This window comes from Flavobacterium sp. HTF (genome assembly GCF_003105115.1).
In the GTDB taxonomy this organism is placed as follows: Bacteria; Bacteroidota; Bacteroidia; order Flavobacteriales; family Flavobacteriaceae; genus Flavobacterium.
On record NZ_QETH01000081.1, the window covers coordinates 1 to 19,762 of the forward strand.

Annotated in this window: 20 protein-coding genes; 6 read left to right on the plus strand and 14 right to left on the minus strand. The window is 34.9% G+C overall.

Annotated features, from left to right (window positions below):
* Positions 1-200: 200 nt before the first annotated feature.
* Positions 201-527, plus strand: a complete 327-nt coding sequence (locus tag DCO46_RS18150) for a YcxB family protein (RefSeq protein WP_116753906.1) — start codon at positions 201-203, stop codon at positions 525-527.
* 143 nt (positions 528-670) lie between these two features.
* Here the strand turns inward: DCO46_RS18150 and DCO46_RS18155 are convergent, their stop codons facing one another.
* The 4 genes from DCO46_RS18155 to DCO46_RS18170 all read right to left on the minus strand — a co-directional run bounded on the left by DCO46_RS18155 (position 671) and on the right by DCO46_RS18170 (position 3,258).
* Positions 671-988, minus strand: coding sequence for a 2Fe-2S iron-sulfur cluster-binding protein (locus tag DCO46_RS18155; protein ID WP_026982672.1), 318 nt, complete (start codon positions 986-988; stop codon positions 671-673).
* Between the two features lie 60 nt (positions 989-1,048).
* Positions 1,049-1,528 (minus strand): hypothetical protein, encoded by a 480-nt coding sequence (locus DCO46_RS18160; protein WP_116753907.1) that lies wholly within the window; start codon positions 1,526-1,528, stop codon positions 1,049-1,051.
* Positions 1,529-1,747: 219 nt separating this feature from the next.
* On the minus strand, positions 1,748-1,987 hold the full coding sequence (locus DCO46_RS18165) for a NifU family protein (protein WP_116753908.1): 240 nt from the start codon (positions 1,985-1,987) through the stop codon (positions 1,748-1,750).
* Between the two features lie 140 nt (positions 1,988-2,127).
* Positions 2,128-3,258, minus strand: coding sequence for an Mrp/NBP35 family ATP-binding protein (locus tag DCO46_RS18170; protein ID WP_116753909.1), 1,131 nt, complete (start codon positions 3,256-3,258; stop codon positions 2,128-2,130).
* A gap of 425 nt (positions 3,259-3,683) precedes the next feature.
* Between DCO46_RS18170 and DCO46_RS18175 the strand changes: the two genes are divergently transcribed.
* A complete protein-coding gene (locus DCO46_RS18175; RefSeq protein ID WP_116753910.1) occupies positions 3,684-5,303 on the plus strand; it encodes a murein L,D-transpeptidase in 1,620 nt (539 codons plus the stop codon).
* Positions 5,304-5,382: 79 nt separating this feature from the next.
* Here the strand turns inward: DCO46_RS18175 and DCO46_RS18180 are convergent, their stop codons facing one another.
* The 3 genes from DCO46_RS18180 to DCO46_RS18190 all read right to left on the minus strand — a co-directional run bounded on the left by DCO46_RS18180 (position 5,383) and on the right by DCO46_RS18190 (position 10,071).
* Positions 5,383-7,815 (minus strand): ABC transporter permease, encoded by a 2,433-nt coding sequence (locus tag DCO46_RS18180; protein ID WP_116753911.1) that lies wholly within the window; start codon positions 7,813-7,815, stop codon positions 5,383-5,385.
* Between the two features lie 129 nt (positions 7,816-7,944).
* Positions 7,945-8,652 carry an ABC transporter ATP-binding protein gene (locus tag DCO46_RS18185; RefSeq protein ID WP_116753912.1) on the minus strand — a complete coding sequence of 236 codons (708 nt, stop codon included), beginning with the start codon at positions 8,650-8,652 and terminating at the stop codon, positions 7,945-7,947.
* 174 nt (positions 8,653-8,826) lie between these two features.
* Positions 8,827-10,071 carry an efflux RND transporter periplasmic adaptor subunit gene (locus DCO46_RS18190; protein WP_116753913.1) on the minus strand — a complete coding sequence of 415 codons (1,245 nt, stop codon included), beginning with the start codon at positions 10,069-10,071 and terminating at the stop codon, positions 8,827-8,829.
* Positions 10,072-10,229: 158 nt separating this feature from the next.
* Between DCO46_RS18190 and DCO46_RS18195 the strand changes: the two genes are divergently transcribed.
* Together DCO46_RS18195 and DCO46_RS18200 are read left to right on the plus strand one after the other, a co-directional pair.
* The gene (locus tag DCO46_RS18195; protein WP_116753914.1) at positions 10,230-11,597 is read left to right on the plus strand and encodes a sigma-54-dependent transcriptional regulator; all 1,368 of its coding nucleotides are present in this window, start codon (positions 10,230-10,232) and stop codon (positions 11,595-11,597) included.
* Between the two features lie 2 nt (positions 11,598-11,599).
* Positions 11,600-12,925, plus strand: coding sequence for a sensor histidine kinase (locus DCO46_RS18200; protein WP_116753915.1), 1,326 nt, complete (start codon positions 11,600-11,602; stop codon positions 12,923-12,925).
* Between the two features lie 131 nt (positions 12,926-13,056).
* On the opposite strand, the gene DCO46_RS18205 is transcribed toward DCO46_RS18200, so the two are convergent.
* The 5 genes from DCO46_RS18205 to DCO46_RS18225 all read right to left on the minus strand — a co-directional run bounded on the left by DCO46_RS18205 (position 13,057) and on the right by DCO46_RS18225 (position 17,208).
* On the minus strand, positions 13,057-13,383 hold the full coding sequence (locus tag DCO46_RS18205; protein ID WP_116753916.1) for an MGMT family protein: 327 nt from the start codon (positions 13,381-13,383) through the stop codon (positions 13,057-13,059).
* Positions 13,384-13,548: 165 nt separating this feature from the next.
* Positions 13,549-14,184 carry a LysE family transporter gene (locus tag DCO46_RS18210; protein ID WP_116753917.1) on the minus strand — a complete coding sequence of 212 codons (636 nt, stop codon included), beginning with the start codon at positions 14,182-14,184 and terminating at the stop codon, positions 13,549-13,551.
* Positions 14,185-14,226: 42 nt separating this feature from the next.
* A complete protein-coding gene (gene trmB, locus DCO46_RS18215; protein ID WP_116753918.1) occupies positions 14,227-14,904 on the minus strand; it encodes a tRNA (guanosine(46)-N7)-methyltransferase TrmB in 678 nt (225 codons plus the stop codon).
* 162 nt (positions 14,905-15,066) lie between these two features.
* Positions 15,067-16,452, minus strand: a complete 1,386-nt coding sequence (locus tag DCO46_RS18220; protein ID WP_116753919.1) for an ammonium transporter — start codon at positions 16,450-16,452, stop codon at positions 15,067-15,069.
* Positions 16,453-16,716: 264 nt separating this feature from the next.
* On the minus strand, positions 16,717-17,208 hold the full coding sequence (locus tag DCO46_RS18225; protein WP_116753920.1) for a nuclear transport factor 2 family protein: 492 nt from the start codon (positions 17,206-17,208) through the stop codon (positions 16,717-16,719).
* 247 nt (positions 17,209-17,455) lie between these two features.
* Here DCO46_RS18225 and DCO46_RS18230 point away from each other — a divergent pair, with 247 nt between their 5' ends.
* Positions 17,456-18,130: a hypothetical protein gene (locus DCO46_RS18230; protein ID WP_116753921.1), complete on the plus strand. Its 675-nt coding sequence runs from the start codon at positions 17,456-17,458 to the stop codon at positions 18,128-18,130.
* Between the two features lie 112 nt (positions 18,131-18,242).
* On the opposite strand, the gene DCO46_RS18235 is transcribed toward DCO46_RS18230, so the two are convergent.
* Entirely contained in the window at positions 18,243-18,557 is a 315-nt protein-coding gene (locus DCO46_RS18235) for an HPF/RaiA family ribosome-associated protein (RefSeq protein ID WP_116753922.1), read from the minus strand.
* A gap of 338 nt (positions 18,558-18,895) precedes the next feature.
* Here DCO46_RS18235 and DCO46_RS18240 point away from each other — a divergent pair, with 338 nt between their 5' ends.
* Positions 18,896-19,129 (plus strand): hypothetical protein, encoded by a 234-nt coding sequence (locus DCO46_RS18240; RefSeq protein WP_116753923.1) that lies wholly within the window; start codon positions 18,896-18,898, stop codon positions 19,127-19,129.
* Between the two features lie 39 nt (positions 19,130-19,168).
* On the opposite strand, the gene DCO46_RS18245 is transcribed toward DCO46_RS18240, so the two are convergent.
* Positions 19,169-19,585: a very short patch repair endonuclease gene (locus tag DCO46_RS18245; RefSeq protein WP_116753924.1), complete on the minus strand. Its 417-nt coding sequence runs from the start codon at positions 19,583-19,585 to the stop codon at positions 19,169-19,171.
* Positions 19,586-19,762 lie beyond the last annotated feature (177 nt).

Here is a 19,762-nt window from a genome sequence, read left to right on the forward strand (position 1 = left end):
GCTTATTCTCTTTGTGTATCATGTTGTATCTTCAGTTACGACATGAGATAGTGTATTACGTTAATTGTCTTAATGGTGAATACTTTTCGATATGTTTCTACAGACAGTGAAGAATGTATTTTTGTCTCTTTGGTTATCTTTCTTATTTCTTTTGTGACTGTTTGTATATTATTGTTTGGTTTTTTCTTTTTCCAATATATTTGAAAAGATATTATCAAAGAGTTTTTAAAAAATATGTAAATGAAAATTTTAAAGACAGGGCAGGTATTGTTTTAAGCATAGCATTTAAAGAAAATGCACTAGAAATTGTAAGTGAGAATATTGGAAAATCAGAATTTAATTTTTCCTCATTTAAAAATATAAGTGAAATTGAAAATTATTTCTTTATTGACGTAAAAGCAAGTGGGAACTTTATGATTCCTAAAGCTAAAATTAATAACGTTGAAGCTGTAAAAAATAAATTAAAAACAATAGCTGAAAAACAAGGAATCGAATTTATTTCAGAATTAGACTGGAAGTGGAAATGAAATCTTGATTTTATTGCTCCACATTAAAGAGAATTGCGATTGATAGTTACTCTGTAATTTCAAACCCGACAGGTTTTAAAAGCCTGTCGGGTTAACTATGATAACAAAAAAAGCGAGAATGTTAATTCTCGCTTTTTTATATTTTAGTATTCAGGTGCTAATTCCAGCTCTAATCCTTCTAATTCTGTAGTAATTGGAATCTGACATCCTAAACGGCTGTTAGATTTAACATAAAATGCTTCCGAAAGCATGGCTTCCTCTTCATCTCCCATTTCAGGTAATGCAACGTCATTCAGAACATAACACTGGCAAGAGGCACACATGGCCATTCCTCCGCAGGTTCCTTCAACAGGAAGTTCGTATGCTTTGCATAACTCCATTATATTCATTGCCATATCAGTTGGAGCCTGTAATTCGTGTATAACTCCTTCTCGATCTTTAATCTTTATTAATACATCCATTTCAATTATTGGAATTTTTCTTTAGGATTCGAAAACGTGAACAAATCCTGATATTTAAATTTAACTATTAGGTTTTAAGCTAAAAGCGTATTCTCTTCTTACATTGTCTTTCAGATGCATTTTTACTCCAACCATGGTATCACCTTTTTGTAATAATGTTATTACGGCAATTACAGAATAATAATCTTTGTCAGACTGGAAAACTAATGTTCCTTCATAAGTTGAATTTACGACTCCTTGTTTATCTGTTGTAACAGACAGTTTTCTGGGATGTGAAAATTCTGCTGAGCTATAAGTTGCTTTATTGGCAAATTTAGCCTTTCCTTCGCAAAAATCATATAAAAAATCGTAATTACCGATTCTTAAAGTCCCTTCTTCTGCATTTGGGTTGGTAGAAAATACAATCTGTCCTGCATATGTAAAATCCGACCATTCCTCAGATTCATTTAACCAGGCTTTATCTACTACCACAGTTTTTGGGGCTTGTGCATTGGCTGCAACAAAAAATAATAATAAAAATAAAGTGTAAAAGTTTTTCATAAGTTTTTAAGATTAAGGGGGTTTGGTCACAAATTTAAGTTAAATAAGTGTCAATCCGTCAATAAAAACTCTTAAATCTTTATATTATTTTTTGTTAAAATCGCAATTATAAGCTTTTTTATGAATGTTTTTTGAATTTTTCCAAATCAAAAAGCCTTAAGGCCTATTATTCCTGTTAATTGTGGCAGTGCTAAAAATGTGTAAATTTTTTTTCCCGTATTACATTATATTAACCACAGTTTCAATTTGTGGCGCATATTTTTTTATTGTCGTTTCAACGCCTGCTTTTAGGGTCATCTGATTTACACTGCAGCTAATACACGCACCTTCAAGACGGACTTTGACATGTTTGTCATCGTCTATAGAAATAAGTGAAATATCTCCTCCATCAGATTTCAAAAAGGGTCTGATTTCGTCTAAAGCCAATAATACGTTGCTTGTTAATTCTTCTGTTGTCATAATATTAATGTGTCAATTAGAAAATGTGTCAATTGAGAAATGTGCCAATTAGATAATTAGATAATTCATGTAGTATCGCAACAAATTATCTCATTTTCAAATTTTCAAATTATCTCATTTAATCTCATTATCTCAATTATCTAATTTTTCTTTACTGCTGAACAACCCGCCATAGTTGTAATTTTAATAGCTTCTGTAGCAGGCAGACTGTCATTTCTGTTTACTGTTTCCTGAACAACATTTCGGGTGATTTCTTCAAAAACGGTTTCAATCACAGATGCTGTCTGTAAAGCTGCCGGACGTCCGTAATCTCCTGCCTCACGAATAGATTGTACAATTGGTACTTCTCCTAAAAAAGGAACATTTAAATCTTCTGCCAGATTTTTAGCACCTTCCTGTCCAAAAATGTAATATTTATTGTCAGGTAATTCTTCAGGTGTAAAGTACGCCATATTTTCTATAATTCCCAAAACAGGAACATTGATATTGTCCTGCATAAACATGGCAACTCCTTTTTTGGCATCGGCAAGGGCTACGGCTTGTGGTGTACTTACTACCACAGCTCCTGTGATTGGTAATGACTGCATGATCGAAAGGTGAATGTCACCTGTTCCCGGCGGTAAGTCAATTAGCATAAAATCAAGTTCTCCCCAGTCAGCGTCAAAAATCATTTGGTTTAATGCTTTTGCAGCCATTGGACCTCTCCAGATTACTGCCTGACTTGGCGCTGTAAAAAATCCGATAGAAAGTATTTTAATCTCATAACTTTCAATAGGTTTCATTTTTGATTTTCCGTCAACGGTAATCGAAACTGGCTTTTCGTTTTCGACATCAAACATAATTGGCATAGAAGGCCCGTAAATATCTGCATCAAGAACTCCAACCGAGAATCCCATTTTCGCCAGTGTCACAGCCAAATTTGCTGTTACTGTAGATTTTCCAACTCCGCCTTTACCAGAAGCAACAGCGATTATATTTTTAATTCCCGGAATTGCACGACCTTTAATTTCGTTTTTTTCAGGAGTTTCAACTTTAATGTTCACTTTGATTTTTGCTTCAGGTGATACCAATTCATGAATTGTTTTTTTGATATCGTCTTCTGCTCTTTTTTTAATATGCATCGCTGGTGTGTGAAGTACTAAATCTACCACAACTTCATCGCCAAAAGTTAATACATTGGCAACAGCTCCGCTTTCAACCATATTTTTTCCTTCTCCGGCTACAGTGATTGTTTCCAACGCCTTAAGAATTTCTTTTCTGTCTAATTTCATTTTTAACGTAGTATTTCTATATGAAAGAAATTAATTTAAAAAACTGTTTTTATTTAAACTGATTTCAGACTGCAAAGATAACAGATTATGTTCGGATTACGACCTTTTTAGATTGGATTTGTTGATACAGGGATTAATCTAAATTATACTAAATTTTTTTAGATGCATTTTCTTTTTTCCAAAAGGTTTAAGCCTTTTAAAAGCAACTTTATTTAAGAGCTTACAATTAAAAAAATAATATGAATTTTAATACAATTTCTGTATGCGAATTCACAGACTTTCAATAATCTTTAGTACCTTTAGGATGCCCTATTTTTTTGATTTTCAACATTTTTTTTAAGAATATGTGAAAGTCTGTTGCGGGCATGGTTCGCACTTTCGCTATTTTTTATAAAAGACATTTATAAAATTTAAAATTTGAAGTTATGCGAAATTTTACTCTTCTATCGGTTATTCTTGCAGTAAGTTTTTTTTCATTTTCATTTGAGTCGCTGCCAAAAGATTTAAACAATAAATGCACTTTACATTATCATGGAAAATTTCTGAAAGAAAAAGATCTTATTCCTGTAATTACCATTGATGCAGCCGTATTGAATACCTTTTTTAAAAAATATCCCAAATTAAAAAAATACCAAAAAGATACTGAAGAGATTTACAAAGAAAAAAATTATAAATCAATTTGGTATGATGATGAAGGTATTACGGAATTTGCCGCATTGCTGTATCAAAAAGTAAATGTACTGAAGGATCAGGGTATCGATAATAAAATGCCGTACAAAGAAGTAATCGACGAAGCTTTTAACGAAAATGCCACAGAAAAACCTTCTCAGGTTGATACCGAATTATTGCTTACGAGCATGTATGTTTTTTATGCCAGTAATGTATATTCGGGAGTAGATCCGGCAACTTTAAAGAAAATTGGCTGGTATCTGCCAACCAAAACAATCTCTTATTCCAGAATATTAGACTCCTTAATTGTTGATTCAAATCGTTTGGACAAAGATGATAATCTTCTTTTCAGCCAATATTACAAGCTTCAGGATGCCTTAAAAAAATACCGAAAAATAGAAACAGATCATTTATGGCAAAAAATTGCAATTGACAGCGTCAACTATAAGGAATTAAAACCTTTTGATATTTCCAATACAGTAAAAGATATAAGAAAGCGATTGTTTGTAGTGGGAGATCTGGCACAGGATTCTAAAAGTGATGTGTATGATGAAGAACTTATGGCCGGCGTTTTAAACTATAAAAAAAGATATGGCCTGAAATTAAATTATACACTGACCAAAGAGCATATTGATCAGATGAATGAACCGATCTCCAAAAGGATTAAAACCATAATGCTCAACATGGAGAGATGCCGCTGGATACCAACCAAACTGGCACAAGCAGATGAATATATTATGGTAAATATTCCATCCTTCAGGCTAATTTATGTGAAAGACGGGAAATATGATCTGGTTTCGGATATTTTCGTCGGAACCCGAATGACAGAAACCGTAATCTTTAGCGGAAATATGGACCGAATTGTTTTTAGTCCGTATTGGAATGTGCCCAACAGTATTATTCAAAACGAATTAAAACTGCAGATGGCCAATAATAAAAATTATCTTGAAGAAAATAACATGGAATGGAATGGTGGCCGTGTCAGACAAAAACCGGGTCCTAAAAATTCTTTGGGTTTGGTCAAATTTATGTTTCCGAACCCCAATGACATTTATCTTCACGATACACCTGCAAAGAGCTTGTTTACTTTTGAGAAACGTACCTTTAGCCACGGTTGTATCAATGTAAAAGAGGCAAGAGCACTTGCCATCGAAATTCTGAAAGATGACCCTGACTGGCCGGTTGATAAAATTGACACAGCCATGAACGGAGGAAAAGAAACAACCTGTATGCTCAAAAAGAAAGTTCCGATTTATATTGGCTATTTTACATCCTGGGTAAATGATAATGGTGAAATCAGTTTTTTTCCGGATGTGTACGGAAGAGATGAAAACCTGGATAAATTACTCTATTCTGATGCTGTCACTTTGAAGTAATCGGGATATTAATTTAATAAAAATAAAAAACCCGCCAGATTCGTAAAATCGGGCGGGTTCTAAAAAAATGATCTACAAGTTATTCGTATTTTAAATATTTCAGAATATCAATTTTAGTTACCTGATACGCTTTTGTTAAAACAATCAGCAGAGTCAAAATCACTAACGAAATCAGGGCAGTACCAAAGGGAACAAGTGATATCCCAATTCGGAAAGCAAAATCTTCAAGCCATTTTTGTAACAAAATATAACCCGGAACGATTCCGATTACAAATCCCATCAGGCAGAAAATAATATACTGCTTTGATAATTCCTTCAATAAAATATCAGTTTCTGCACCCAGGGTTTTTCTAATTGCAATTTCTTTCAGTCGTCTCTCCATTGAGAATGATGCCAAAGCAAATAACCCGAAAACGGCAATAATGATTACAACTAAATTCAAAATAAAAAACAGGTTCTTTTGTTTGATCTGTTCTTCATAAGTTCTTGCAAATTCTTTGTTTACAAAATCATAATTAAAAGGATAATCAGGATTTACATTTTTCTCCCAATAGCTTTTTAATCCTGCCAGGGTTCCGGACAGATTATTTGGTGAAACTTTTACAAGGACTTTATTAAAATTATTCCATTTCAGTGTTTTCAGATTGATGAAAACCATCGGTGCAACTTTATTTTGTAAATCGGTTAAATTGAAATCTTTTACAACGCCCACAATTTTAAATTTCAAATTATCACCACCATTTATACTCCAGCCCGATGTTATCAGTGTATTTATGGGTTTTTTAAGATTTAATGCTTTGGCAAGTGTTTCATTAATAAGCATACCGCTTACCGTGTCCGAAGCAAATTGTGGAGACAGGTTACGTCCTTCGATTATCTTAATTTTCATCATTTCGAGGAAACCAAAATCCATTTCAATGTTTTTTGGCTGTACAAAAATTCCATTATGCTTAAATCCCGAACTTGAGCCTGAATTACCTCCAAAAGTACCGGCAAATGTAGTAACATCTATCACTCCGGGTATTTTTTTGATTTCTTGTTTCGCAGCCAGATACTGATCCGTTCTTTTTAATCTGTCGTTTGTATTAAAAGTAATCGAAATCACCTGATCACCGCTAAAACCCAAATCTTTGTTCATCATGTAATTCACCTGCGAATTGACAATCAATGCTCCAATGATAAAAAATGCAGCAATTCCAAACTGAAAAATAAGCATCGAGTTGCGAATCCAGATACCGCTTTTGCTTCTGGAGAAATTACCTTTTAAAACCTTTAGTGTTTCAAAATTTGAGATATAAACAGCAGGGAAAATACCGGCAAGAATGATTACTAATCCAAATATAAAAATGAGCTGCAGATAAAATTCACCGCCATTCATAGTCAAAGTTTTTCTCAAAAAGGTGTTATAATAGGGTAATGAAAGCTCTACAATGGCAAGTGCAAAAACAATGGCCAGCAATACAATTATGGAGGTTTCAAAAATAAACTGTGCTATAATTTGCTTTTTTGTTGCGCCAACAATCTTGCGCACACCTACTTCTTTGGCACGTTTAATCGCTGATGCAGTTGCCAGATTGATATAATTCACCATCGATAAAACCAGGATCAGGACTGATAAACCGCCCATAATATAAAGAAGCTTTAAGTTTCCTGTTCCTTCCGGAAGGTTTTGGCCCCCTGAACTTTTTGTGGCATGCAGACGAGACGTTTTTAGCTGGTTCAGCATTACTTCAATCTGACCGTTTTCTTTTAAATATTGTTTAACAGTCATACCGCTTGCTTTAGCGTCCTTTAATGTTCTGTTTACAAATTGTACGTTTTGCAGTTTTTTTAAAAGAGCAGAAGAATTAGTACCGCTTTTTGCTTTAATAAGTAAGGCGTAATTAAAATTCCCCCATTGATCCTTGTCATTATCACGCTTAACTCCACTAAAGACATAATTTGGTTCAATTGAACTGGGACTGGTAATTCGATAAACCGCTTTTACCGTATAATTATTATTGTCAAATGAAATGGATTTACCAATTGGATCCTCATTTTTGAAAAGAAGTTTTGCCTGATCTTCAGACACAGCGACACTGTTTTTTTCCTTCAAAATGTCCTTTTTGGAACCCTTTATAATTTCAAAAGGGAAAAAATCAAAAAAGTTTTCATCTGTACGGGTAATTTTTTTATCCAGTATTTTTTGATTCTGAAACTTAACAACTCCTTCGTCGTACCAATTATAAAGAAAACAGACTTTTTCAATTTCTGGAATTGTGGCTTTAGAGGTTTCTCCAAAAGGAATAGAGCTGGTCGCCCAAATATCTCCCGTAGTGCCAATTTTATTCAGAACGACATAAATGTTCTCTTTTTCGGGATTCCATTGGTCATACGCGTGCTCATTATTCCAGTATAAAATGGCAAAAATCACTCCGGCAATCCCGATGCTTAATCCTAAAATATTTAAAAACGAAAACAGTTTGTTTTGCTTTAAATGATAAATAAATATTTTAAACCAGTTAGAAATCATGGTATTAGTTTTTTATAGTTAATTCAGGTTCTTGAAACCCAATTCGGTTTTAAATAATAGCCCATATTTTGCAGACAAATTCTACCAGAATTACGATTGCTGCTACGATAAATTTTACCATTTTTTCTTTTATTTAGCGTCCATAAAAACATCCACATTTCTCTGATTTAACCTTTCAGAAAATATAACCCCGTCTTTCATATGAATTGTTTTCTGCGAAAAAGAAGCATCATAATCAGAGTGGGTAACCATCAGGATCGTAGCGCCTTTGGCATGCAGATCCGTTAAAAGTTCCATTACTTCATTACCGTTTTTACTGTCCAGATTTCCGGTTGGCTCATCGGCAAGGATAATTTTAGGGTCGTTTACCAAAGCCCTTGCAACGGCAACCCTTTGCTGCTGACCTCCCGAAAGCTGTTGCGGAAAATGTTTTAAACGATGCGAAATATTTAGTTTCTCGGCAATCGCTTCAATTTTTTGCTTTCTGTCAGATGCTTTTACATTGTTGTAAAGCAAAGGCAATTCGATATTATCATAAACCGAAAGCTCATCAATCAGGTTAAAATTCTGAAAAATGAAACCAATGTTTTCTTTGCGAACTTTAGCTCTTCCTTTTTCTTTCAGACCAATCATTTCCTGATCCAGCAATTTATAACTCCCGTCATTTGCGCTGTCCAAAAGCCCAATGATATTCAATAAAGTCGATTTTCCACATCCTGAAGGCCCCATAATGGTCAGGAAATCTCCTTTTTTAATTTCCAGGCTAATTCCGCTTAAAGCGGATGTTTCTATTTCTTCCGTTCTAAAAACTTTGGTTAAATTTTTAATGGTTATCATATTTTTTTCGATTTAATGTTGTTAAAATGTTTTTTGATTGATGATTGATTTTTTTTTTATTTTTTTGTTTCAGGTTTCAGGTTTCAAGTTTCAGGTTTCAAGTTTCAGGTTTTCCGCAACGTTATAACTTGAAACTTGAAACTTGAAACCTGAAACCTGAACCTGAAACAATTTTTACTCGTTACTAATCGAAAGCTCCTCAATATCCTTATAGTCCGTATAAGACGAAGTAATGACAGATTCACCTTCTTTTAAACCTTCCAAAACCTCATAATAAGAAGGATTTTCGCGTCCTAATTTTATGTTTCTTCTTTGGGCTTTATTTCCTTTTACGACAAAAATCCATTTTCCTGCCGTTTCCTGATTAAAACTTCCTTTTGATACGACCAACGTTTTGTTTTTCTCTGATAAAATTAGTTTTACGCCAAAGCTAACTCCGTCCTGTAATATTATTTTTTCTTTAGAAGTAAAAGCTAGTTCTACTGTAAAATGCCCGCCTTTGACTTCCGGAATTACTTTTGTAACCAAAACTTCAAGATTACTGCCTTTAAATTCTACCTGACCTTTTAATCCTTCCCTGATTTTTTCAAGATAAAATTCATCTACTTCCGCGATCAGTTTATACCCTTTTTTAGAATCTATTTTTCCGATGCTTTCGCCAGCCTGAAATGTTTTACCCAAAACAGGTTCAAAAGAAGTCAATCTTCCTGATTCCGGAGCGGTAATAAGGAAATTCTTTTTATTATTTCGAAGGATTTCCAAACTTTTCTCCATGGTTTCAATAGAGCGGTTAATTTGTGAAATCTGAAGCTGGTTGCTCTGTTTTTCTTTTTGGATGCTCTGCTGGATCGTTCTTTTTCGCTCTTCCTGAAAACGCAGGCTTTCCTTAAAAGTGTTCCAGTCGTTTTTAGAAATCACATCTTTGGCAAACAATTTTGAGTTCATATCATACAATCTTTTGGCATCATTATAATCATGTTCAATCAAAACAAAATCCTTAGTCAGGTTCAGCTCCTGATTTCTGATGTTTAATTTTCCCGTGTTCAGATTGTTGATTTGTTCTATAATCGCTGTTTCCTGAGTCAGGTAATTAAGTTCCGTATTTGGGTTGTATAAACGTGCCAGCGACTGGCCCTGGGTAACTGTTGCGCCGTTTTCTACAAAAATTTCTTTTACCGATCCTCCTTCGGTTACATTGACAAGCATCACATTCAAAGGTTCTACTTTTGCCTGAAATACCACAAAATCTTCGAAAAAAGCTTTTTCAACTTTCTGAATAGTCAATTCCTGACCTTTTACGTTTAGTGTTCTTTTGGTACTGAATGAAAAAAACACAACTACCACCAAGGCTAAAAAAACACCAATTAGTATTGTCAGATTTCTAAATTTTCTATTTTTACGAGGAATTACCGTGTCCATTTTTTTAAATAATTTGCTGATAATCAATAAGTAAATACTGTGCCATTAAATTTATTATTTGTAAGGCATTGATTTTAAAGAGCCTCTGAAAACCATCCAAAAAATGAGTGTTCGAAAATGAACAGTTGATCGTTCGAAACCGAACAAAAAAGTATAGCATGCGAAAAAAACAAGCCCAGATATTGATCGTTGACGATCAGGAAGAAATTCTTTTTTCGGCAAAAATGATTCTCAAAAAACATTTTGAGAACATTTTTACAGCGAGCAGTCCAAAAAATATTATTTCCATTTTAAATGAAAACGAGATTAATGTCGTGCTTCTGGATATGAATTACCGGATTGGTTTTGAAGATGGGCGGGAAGGCATTCACTGGCTGAAAGAAATCAAAACGCTTTCTCCGAATACAATTGTGATATTAATGACAGCTTTCGGAAAAATCGAAACCGCGGTTGAAGGTATCAAAATCGGTGCTTTTGATTATGTTTTAAAGCCGTGGCATAACGAGAAATTACTGGAAATAATTGACAAAGCCGTTGATGAAAGCCGTAAAAAAAATAAAAAAACGGTATCTGAAAAAACAGAGAACACAGAAAAGAGATATTTTACAGGCACTTCGCCCAAAATAAAACAAGCCTATTCTATTGCTGAAAAAGTAGCCAGAACCGATGCTAACGTTTTAATACTGGGAGAAAACGGAACCGGGAAATTTGTTTTCGCCGAGTTTATTCATCAAAATTCGGAAAGAAAAAATAAACCTTTTGTGCATGTCGATTTGGGTTCACTAAGTGACAGCCTGTTTGAAAGTGAACTTTTTGGGTATGCAAAAGGAGCTTTTACAGATGCTAAAACAGATACGCCGGGAAGATTTGAAATGGCTTCTGAAGGCACTATTTTTCTGGATGAAATCGGAAATATCCCGCTTCATTTGCAGGTAAAACTGCTCCATGTTTTGCAGACCAAAACCGTTACCCGTCTGGGTGAAAGTAAAGCCAGGCCTCTGAACGTAAGGATAATTTCGGCAACAAACAGTGATATCAAGACTGAGGTAAAAAACAAAACATTTCGCGAAGATTTGCTTTATCGGATTAATACGATGGAAATTAACCTGCCGTCTTTGCGTGAAAGAAAAGACGATATTGTTCCCATGGCCCATTTTATACTAGATCAGATTGCAGCAAAATACAGTCATGGTTCCGAAACTTCGGGATGGCATTTTGAAGAAAATGTATCACCTTATTTAGAAAAATATCCATGGAAGGGAAATATCCGTGAAATGGAAAATAAAATTGAGCGCGCCCTTATTCTGGCAGATGGCAATACGATTTCTGTAGTAAACCTGGATATTCTCGATTTTGAAGAGGTGCAGGAAAACGATGAAAATCCGTTATCTGAAATGGAGAAAACAGCTATCGAAAAAACATTGTTCAAACATAATGGGAACATTAGTAAAGCCGCAGAAGAGTTGGGGCTGTCAAGAGCGGCCTTGTACAGGAGAATTGAAAAGTATGATCTAAAGAACAGTTAATAATGAAAAACTGGAAGTTTTATAATGCCTTGTTTGCAAGAGTTTTGTTTTTAATGATGCTCTTTTTCTTCTGTTTTTTTCTTTTTTACATTGGCTATAAGTACAACGCTATTTTGGTTGGTGTTTTTGCTCTTATTATGTTGTCTGAAATGTATTTTTTCATGAAAAATCAATTGCTGTTTTATGATAAAACAGTACTTTCTATTCTGCAAAATGACTTTACAGCCAATTTTTCAGAAGAAAATAAAAAAGGCAATTTTCAGAACCTGTACCTTTTGTACGATACCTTAAAAGAAAAACAACACGACCAGATATCAAAGGAACTTATTTACCGTTCGATCTTAAATAGTATTGATACAGCCGCTTTAATTCTCGAAAAAGAAAATGATACCTGGAATATCTTTATAATGAACGACTGCTTTTCTACTTTGTTTAAAGTGCCCAAAGTCAGTCATTGGAAATATCTGAAAAATTACCTGCCATCACTTTGCAATGAAATAGAAAAGGTTGGTTTTACAGAGCTGAAAACAGCAATTTCTATTAAAATTGAAGATCAGGATTTGCAGACATTTACACTGCAGACTTCACACACGCAAACCTATAATAAAGAATATTTTATCATTTTGCTGGACAGTATTCAGCGTGTCATTGAGAAAAAAGAAAAAGAAGCTTGGATTAATCTGATGAAGATTATTTCGCATGAATTAATGAATTCACTTACGCCAATTCGTGCCCTTTCGCAGAATTTGCTTCAGATTGTCGATCAGGAAAAACTGGAAGAAGACGATTTTAGCGACATCAAAAGCAGTATTTCGACCATTATAAACCGAAGTGATCATTTACAGGTTTTTGTTGAAAATTACAGAAAACTGGCCATGCTTCCGACCCCGAGTAAACAAATGACGCCAATTAATGCATTGTTTGAGGATTGCCTTCGTGTTATGAACCCGATCCTGAAAGCTGAAAACATAGAACTGATTAATGACATCAACAGTTCACGTTCTATTTTGATTGATAAAAATCAGATGGAGCAGGTGATTATAAACTTAATTACAAACAGTATTTTTGCGCTACAGGATAAAACCGAAAAGAAAATGTTCCTGACCAGTTATACAGAAAACAACCGCTTTTTTATTGTGATTTCTGATAACGGAAAAGGAATTGATCCGGAAATAAAAGACAAGGTTTTCCTGCCGTTTTTCACCACCCGAAAAGACGGCGCCGGAATTGGACTTACGCTTTCTAAAAACATAATCGAAGCCCACGGTGGGTATTTAAGTTACCAGACAGATAACGACAAAACTGATTTTGTTATTTGTCTGATTTAATTACTATAAGTTTCCTGCAAGGTTTTGAAAACCTTGTAGGTATTTTTCAGGTGTTATAATTTTGTAATAAGTTATGAAGATCTAAACCTATAAGGTTTTCAAAACCTTGCAGGATAATTTGAAAAAATATTTTAAAGCTGAATTTCAGGCCGCCAAAAGTGTTTTTCAAAATCTACAATTTGATTGTTGACGACTTCAATTCCTTCGTTTTCCAAAAGCTGCTGCATTAAATTGGTGCCGTCAAAATGATGTTTTCCTGTCAGAAGCCCTTTTTGGTTTACGACCCTGTGTGCCGGAACATCGTCCATGTTGTGGCAGGCATTCATTGCCCAGCCCACCATGCGTGCAGAACGCGCTGTACCTAATGCTCTTGCGATTGCGCCATAAGAAGTAACTTTGCCGTACGGAATTTGTCTGGCGACAGCATAAACTTTTTCGAAAAAATTTTCCTCAACCATAGTTTAGTTTTTTGAAACAGATTGCAGATTTTTTAAATTGGTTTCGCGCAGATTTTGGAGATTAGGCAGATGAATAATTTAAATTTAATTAATCCGCTAAATCTGCAGAATCTGCGTGAAAATATTTTTTTACCACAATCAGAAAATTAAAAACAGTAATAGCTTCTATCCGAAATAGTAATTCAAAATATTAAAAAGAGTAACAATTGCGATTATTCCTGTGATGCTCCCAATAATCGTATTCATGTTTCGCATGATATAATCTGTTTTCTTTTCGATTCTGCCAAAGAAAGCAATGTAGCTGTATAATGCTGCAAACGAGCCAACAACCGAACCTAAAACAAAAGTAAAAATCACATTGTTTTCAAATACAAAAAGATTATACGAAGCAAGGGTTACACTCACGACAACATAATAGGGAATCGGGAAAAAATTTAAACCCGAAAGTAACATTCCCAGAAAGAAACGGCTTTTTCGGCTGCTTTTTTTAATTTTCGACTTTTTGGCTTTTGGTTCTTTTGCAATAAAAAGAAAATAAATCGTCAGGATTGAGAAAATTGCAAAGCCAACTTCTCTTAACAACGTAACAACATCCGGACGGTTGTCAATAACCTGAGCAAATAAAACCGCCAGTGAAACCTGAAAAATAATAACCACTACCGCACCAATGGCAAACCATAAGGCATTCTTTTTTCCTTCTTTAAGATTTATTTTGGCTGCCGTCATATTAATTAAACCGGGTGGAATAATTCCGATGAAAGCGGCAATGAAACCAGAAAGAAAAGGAGTTAGTAATACCATTCAGTTGTTTTGGTCGGTTAATATTTGTTTTTTAAAACTAAATTAATCTTTAATTTTAAAACGAATATACGTAATTGCCTTATTAATTTCTAAATATTGTTTTTCGTAAAAAGTCTGGATAGAAGTTACCACTTCCGGACTTCCTTCATTTTTGTACACATTATGGTTTGCATACAAAACCTCGTGACCTTCTCCGTGTAGTAGTCCAAGGGTATAACCGTGCATGAATTCGCTGTCGGTTTTAAGGTTTACGACACCGTCTTTTTTAAGGATTTTTTTATACAATTGTAAAAACTCAGAATTCGTCATTCTGTGTTTTGTTCTTTTGTATTTGATTTGCGGATCCGGAAAAGTAATCCAGATTTCATCAACTTCTCCTTCTGCAAAAATATGATTGATTAATTCGATTTGAGTACGAACAAAAGCAACATTATGCAGACCTTCATCAACAGCAGTTTTTGCACCACGCCAGAAACGGGCTCCTTTAATGTCAATTCCGATAAAATTTTTGTCTGGGTATTTTTCGGCTAAACCAACAGAGTATTCACCTTTTCCGCATCCTAATTCTAAGATTAACGGATTATCATTTTTAAAGAAATCAGCATTCCATTTTCCTTTTAAAGGCATTAAATCGCCTACAACTTCTTCTCTGGTTGGCTGAAAAACGTTTTGAAATGTTTCGTTTTCCCTGAATCTTTTTAGTTTATTTTTACTTCCCACTTTTACAAAAATTTTCCGCAAAATTAAGGAATATAAACGGAATGAATACAGCGCATCTGGCTTTAAATTTTTTTGCCACGAATTACACGAATTTCCACGAATTAATTTTTACAAAATAAAAGCTTAAAAAATTCGTGTAATTCGTGGCAAAATAGTTATTTCCTAGCTATACTCCGGTGTTTCGGGAACTGCTAATAATTTAGGATCAAGTGTTTCGTCGTGTTGTGATAAATCCAGACCAATGTGTTCTGATTCTTCAGAAACACGAAGTGGAATTATAAAGTTGGTTACTTTGAAAAGGAAATAAGCTCCGAAGAAAGTAAAAATAGAAACCAAAACCAGCGCCATCATGTGATGTCCGAATACGTTCCAGCCACCGTGTAGTAAACTCGCATCTTCGCCATGAGCAAAAATAGCCGTAAGAATCATTCCCATAATTCCACCCACACCATGACAGGCAAAAACATCAAGTGTATCATCAAATCTTCTTGAAAAACTGCAGTTTACAACATAATTAGAAACCAAAGCCGTTACAAATCCGAAGAACATACTTTCTGGAACCGAAACATAACCCGCTGCCGGCGTTATCGCTACCAAACCAACTACAGCACCAATACAAGCTCCCAAAGCCGAAACTTTCCTTCCGTTCATTCTGTCAAAGAAAACCCAGGTCAACATGGCTGCAGCCGATGAGGTTGTAGTTGTTGCAAAAGCCATTGCGGCTGTTCCGTTGGCTGCAAGAGCCGAACCGGCGTTGAAACCAAACCAGCCAAACCATAACATTCCGGTTCCTAATAACACAAACGGAATATTGGTCGGAATATGTAAACTGTTTTTTCTTTTTCCTAAAACAATCACGCCCGCCAAAGCTGCAAAACCAGAACTCATATGTACTACAGTTCCTCCTGCAAAATCTTTTACACCAAAATAGCTTCCTAAAACTCCCGTCGGATACCAAACGGCGTGGCATAAAGGCGCATAAATGAAAATAGTAAATAAGCTGATGAAAATTAAATAAGAAATAAAACGAACGCGCTCTGCAAATGAACCTGTAATAATCGCCGGAGCAATAATCGCAAATTTCATCTGAAACAAAGCAAATAGCATAAAGGGAATTGTGCTGGCTAATTTTTTATGTGGCAAAACGCCCACATAATCCATAAACGCAAAAGTAGTCGGATTACCAAAGAAACTGTAAAAATGGTCGCCGGAACCAAAACCTACCGGATCTCCAAAAGCTAAACTGAAACCGACCGTAACCCACAGAAGTGTCACAACTCCCAAACAAATAAAACTTTGAAGCATTGTCGAGATTACATTTTTCTTACCCACCATTCCGCCGTAAAAAAACGATAATCCCGGAGTCATAATCAAAACCAGACAGCAGGAAGTAAGCATCCAGGCAACATCTGCAGGAATGATATGATCTGTTGTCCCGAATTCTGATAAGACATAATTATTTTCTGTTACCGTTGGCCAGAATGCACCGATTGTACATACGACACTTATCATAAGAAAGGAGATGACCCAGCGTTTTTCTATTTTCATTTTTAAGTAACTTTATTTAAACCCTATTTTTTTTAGGGTCAAAGTTAAAAAAAAATAAATATTTTGGTTTTAAGGGTGGTAAAAATAGAGGCTGAGTATTTATTTTAGTTGATTTTACAAAATTAGCCTCGTTTTTTTGACAGTATTCTATTTTGAATGTCAAAAAAACGAGGCTCATTGATAAAAATGTTATAATAAAATCAGTAACAGGTTTTCTAAAGTGCTCAAAAAGTTAGAATTATAATAAGAATCCCTGATTTTGTTTTATTTTTTCTGAAGTTTCGCAATCAAAGCGTCTTCAATCGGGGTTTTTATTTTTGTTACGGCATCGACTTCGTCATTCGGAACCGTCATTGACAAAACATAATGCTGGATTTTCCATTCTTTTCCCACTTTAACCAAAACTCCCGACCCGCGGCAGATTTTCATTTGCGTATTCAACAATTCATCAAACCACGCAATCTTTCCGGATTTATCAAAAAAGATATGACGTTCTAATGCCGTAAAATTCCACGTTGTTCCTTTGTCAAAAAACGGTTTTGCCCAGGTTTTAAATTCCGGTTTTGTCCAGTTTTCGGTGGCGTCGGTACCAATATAAACGGCGTCGTCTGCCAGTGAGTTAAAGTAAGCGTCAAATTTTACATCGGCAGCAGCTTTGTGCCAGGTATCAAGCATGTTGTTGATTTTGTCTTTTTCGGTGTTTTGCGCATTCGCGAAAGCGGTAACGAATAAAAGGAGTAGAATTGATTTTTTCATATTAAGTGCATTTTGGTTTAAAGTTAGCAAATATTATAATTAATGCCGCAAAGTCGCGAAGTCACAAAGTTTTTATTTTTAAATTTTTCTTTGCGCCTTCGCGTCTTTGCGAGAAAATTTCAGTTACTCTTTTTTATAATTCTTAGCGTTTTGATGTACTTATATTGTTTCAATTTTTTAACAAATACCAAATTATATTATCAATCAAAAACAACTATATTTGAATGCCTTAAAAAAATACCACATTATGAATCCGAAAATCTTTGTAAGCTCTTTAATCATTTCCTCTTTAGTTTTTGTTTCATGCAAAAAAGAACTGGAACCACAGGAAAACACACCAACATCAGAACTGGTAAAATTGGGACTGATGAAAGATACGACCAAAGTCAATTCGGTAGTTCAGACACCGGTTGCGAATCAAAATACGGTGATGAATACAACCGGCGGAATAAATCCGGCACACGGGCAACCGGGCCATCGTTGTGATATTGCGGTTGGCGCGCCTTTAAATTCGGCTCCGACACAACAAGCACAGCAAACTACAGTACAGCCAGCGCAGACAGTTCAGGTAAATCCGAATCAGCAAAAAATGGTGACGACAACAACAGTTGCAGCACCTGTAAAAGTGGGTAAAGGAATGAATCCGTCGCACGGACAGCCGGGTCACAGATGTGATATTCCGGTTGGATCGCCATTAAATTCTCCGGCTCCAAGTACTACTACGACAACAACAACTGCAGGAAATACAGCGCCAAGCGGCACAAGCACTCAAAATTTTACAGTAACGCCACCGGCAAATAATGTTCCGGCTTTATTAAGTACAGGAGAAACACAAAAAGTTGCAGAAGGAATGAATCCCGCACACGGACAACCGGGTCACCGTTGCGATGTTGCGGTTGGTGCACCGTTACCAAAATCGTAAAGAATTAGGTTCAAAGTGACAAAGTAACAAAGTGACAAAGTAAGAAAGGTACAAAGATCCTAAGAAAACCTTAGAGCCTTTGTACCTTTGTTACTTAGAACCTGTAAAAAAATTAATGTGCTTTTAGTTTTTCAAAAGTGGTAGTAAGTGATTTTTTTGCTTTTGCCAAAGCACCGCTAAATGCTTTTTCAAGCGTTTCTGCATGTTCTGTAACCGTTAAAGGCTGTAATTTTGCAGTGCGGACTTCTATCACGCATTTTTTATCATTTAAGCTGAATTTCTCTCCGTTTTCGTCTCCGAAATGAACTTCTACGCGGGTGATTTTTTCCTCAAAACGTGCTAATCCTTTTTCTAATTCCTCAGAGAAATAAGTGGCTAATCTTTCGTGTCCTTCAATGTTTTTATCGGTGTTGATTTGAATCTTCATAATGGTTTATATTTTAATGATTGTTTCTCAAAGCTATTTTTTTTAGATTAAAAAGACAAACGAGTTAAGGAAACATTATGAATTTTGAAGTAATTATTTTTCAATTTTGTAATTTAGACTACGAAGAAAATAAATATAAAAACGCTTAACAAAAACAAGGAAAAAACTTACAATATATTTTGATTTTTATATATTTGTTGTTCTAAACTTTCAGATTATGATACAACAAAAACTTCTGCCCACGTGGTATGCTGGCGGTATTGGAAACAACCGCAACGCTCTGAAAGGCGTAGAGCAGCTAACCCATGTGGGTTTTATATTCTCTAAACTTTCAGATTATGAGCACAAACACCTTTCCAAAAGAAACAGAATTGAGATTAGCTTATTTTTTCAACAAGTCAATTGACTCAAAAAGTATGGCAAAAACAATTCGACAAATAAACTATCTGCTCGCCCTAAACACCATGCGTGTAGAAGGCTTCCTAAAGCCAGAAACCATAAACCTCGAAGATAGTTTCTACTGGCTAAATGAATTAGCAGAAACCCTCGATCCGTATCTGGATGCGGAATGATTTTTATAGAATGAAAAAGCCACTGAGAAGTGGCTTTTTTTATTTTTGTCTTTCGTTTATCGCATTCTGAATTTCGAGAATACAAGAATCTAAATTCTTCTTTATATCGTTACTCCAAAAACGTAAAATCTTCCAGTTTTGGGATTCTAAATATGCGTTGACTTCTATATCTCTTTGCATATTTCGTTCGATTTTTTTGATCCAGAATTCAGCATTGGTTTGTGGTTTTTTTCTGGTTTCCCAATCTTTTCCATGAAAGAATTCTGAATCTACGAAAATCGCTATTTTTAATTGTTTGAAAGTGAAATCAGGTTTACCAAAAACTGTTTTATTGTTTTTCCTGTATCTGTAACCCAGATGCCATAACGCTTTTGCTAAAGCGACTTCTGCTTTAGTTTCGGTGCTTTTAATGGCACGCATGTTTTTGGAGCGCTGTTCTGGGTTGTGGACGTCCATGATTAATCAAATGTTTTTAAAGTAAAACCTTTAATTAAGTTGAGTAATAAATCTTTTTGTTTATCTTCTTTATGTATTCCAATTAGTAAAGTATTTTCTTTAATTTTTATTGCTTTACCATTTATCAATCTGAAATTTTCATTCACAAAAGAAATTAATGCATCTTTTTGAACATCT

What these genes read in the sequence shown, in the direction of transcription:
- DCO46_RS18155 (WP_026982672.1), bottom strand. Translation starts at nt 988, where the DNA reads ATGGATGTATTAATAAAGATTAAAGATCGAGAAGGAGTTATACACGAA.
- DCO46_RS18160 (WP_116753907.1), bottom strand. Translation starts at nt 1,528, where the DNA reads ATGAAAAACTTTTACACTTTATTTTTATTATTATTTTTTGTTGCAGCC.
- DCO46_RS18165 (WP_116753908.1), bottom strand. Translation starts at nt 1,987, where the DNA reads ATGACAACAGAAGAATTAACAAGCAACGTATTATTGGCTTTAGACGAA.
- DCO46_RS18170 (WP_116753909.1), bottom strand. Translation starts at nt 3,258, where the DNA reads ATGAAATTAGACAGAAAAGAAATTCTTAAGGCGTTGGAAACAATCACT.
- DCO46_RS18175 (WP_116753910.1), top strand. Translation starts at nt 3,684, where the DNA reads ATGCGAAATTTTACTCTTCTATCGGTTATTCTTGCAGTAAGTTTTTTT.
- DCO46_RS18180 (WP_116753911.1), bottom strand. Translation starts at nt 7,815, where the DNA reads ATGATTTCTAACTGGTTTAAAATATTTATTTATCATTTAAAGCAAAAC.
- DCO46_RS18185 (WP_116753912.1), bottom strand. Translation starts at nt 8,652, where the DNA reads ATGATAACCATTAAAAATTTAACCAAAGTTTTTAGAACGGAAGAAATA.
- DCO46_RS18190 (WP_116753913.1), bottom strand. Translation starts at nt 10,071, where the DNA reads ATGGACACGGTAATTCCTCGTAAAAATAGAAAATTTAGAAATCTGACA.
- DCO46_RS18195 (WP_116753914.1), top strand. Translation starts at nt 10,230, where the DNA reads ATGCGAAAAAAACAAGCCCAGATATTGATCGTTGACGATCAGGAAGAA.
- DCO46_RS18200 (WP_116753915.1), top strand. Translation starts at nt 11,600, where the DNA reads ATGAAAAACTGGAAGTTTTATAATGCCTTGTTTGCAAGAGTTTTGTTT.
- DCO46_RS18205 (WP_116753916.1), bottom strand. Translation starts at nt 13,383, where the DNA reads ATGGTTGAGGAAAATTTTTTCGAAAAAGTTTATGCTGTCGCCAGACAA.
- DCO46_RS18210 (WP_116753917.1), bottom strand. Translation starts at nt 14,184, where the DNA reads ATGGTATTACTAACTCCTTTTCTTTCTGGTTTCATTGCCGCTTTCATC.
- DCO46_RS18220 (WP_116753919.1), bottom strand. Translation starts at nt 16,452, where the DNA reads ATGAAAATAGAAAAACGCTGGGTCATCTCCTTTCTTATGATAAGTGTC.
- DCO46_RS18225 (WP_116753920.1), bottom strand. Translation starts at nt 17,208, where the DNA reads ATGAAAAAATCAATTCTACTCCTTTTATTCGTTACCGCTTTCGCGAAT.
- DCO46_RS18230 (WP_116753921.1), top strand. Translation starts at nt 17,456, where the DNA reads ATGAATCCGAAAATCTTTGTAAGCTCTTTAATCATTTCCTCTTTAGTT.
- DCO46_RS18235 (WP_116753922.1), bottom strand. Translation starts at nt 18,557, where the DNA reads ATGAAGATTCAAATCAACACCGATAAAAACATTGAAGGACACGAAAGA.
- DCO46_RS18240 (WP_116753923.1), top strand. Translation starts at nt 18,896, where the DNA reads ATGAGCACAAACACCTTTCCAAAAGAAACAGAATTGAGATTAGCTTAT.
- DCO46_RS18245 (WP_116753924.1), bottom strand. Translation starts at nt 19,585, where the DNA reads ATGGACGTCCACAACCCAGAACAGCGCTCCAAAAACATGCGTGCCATT.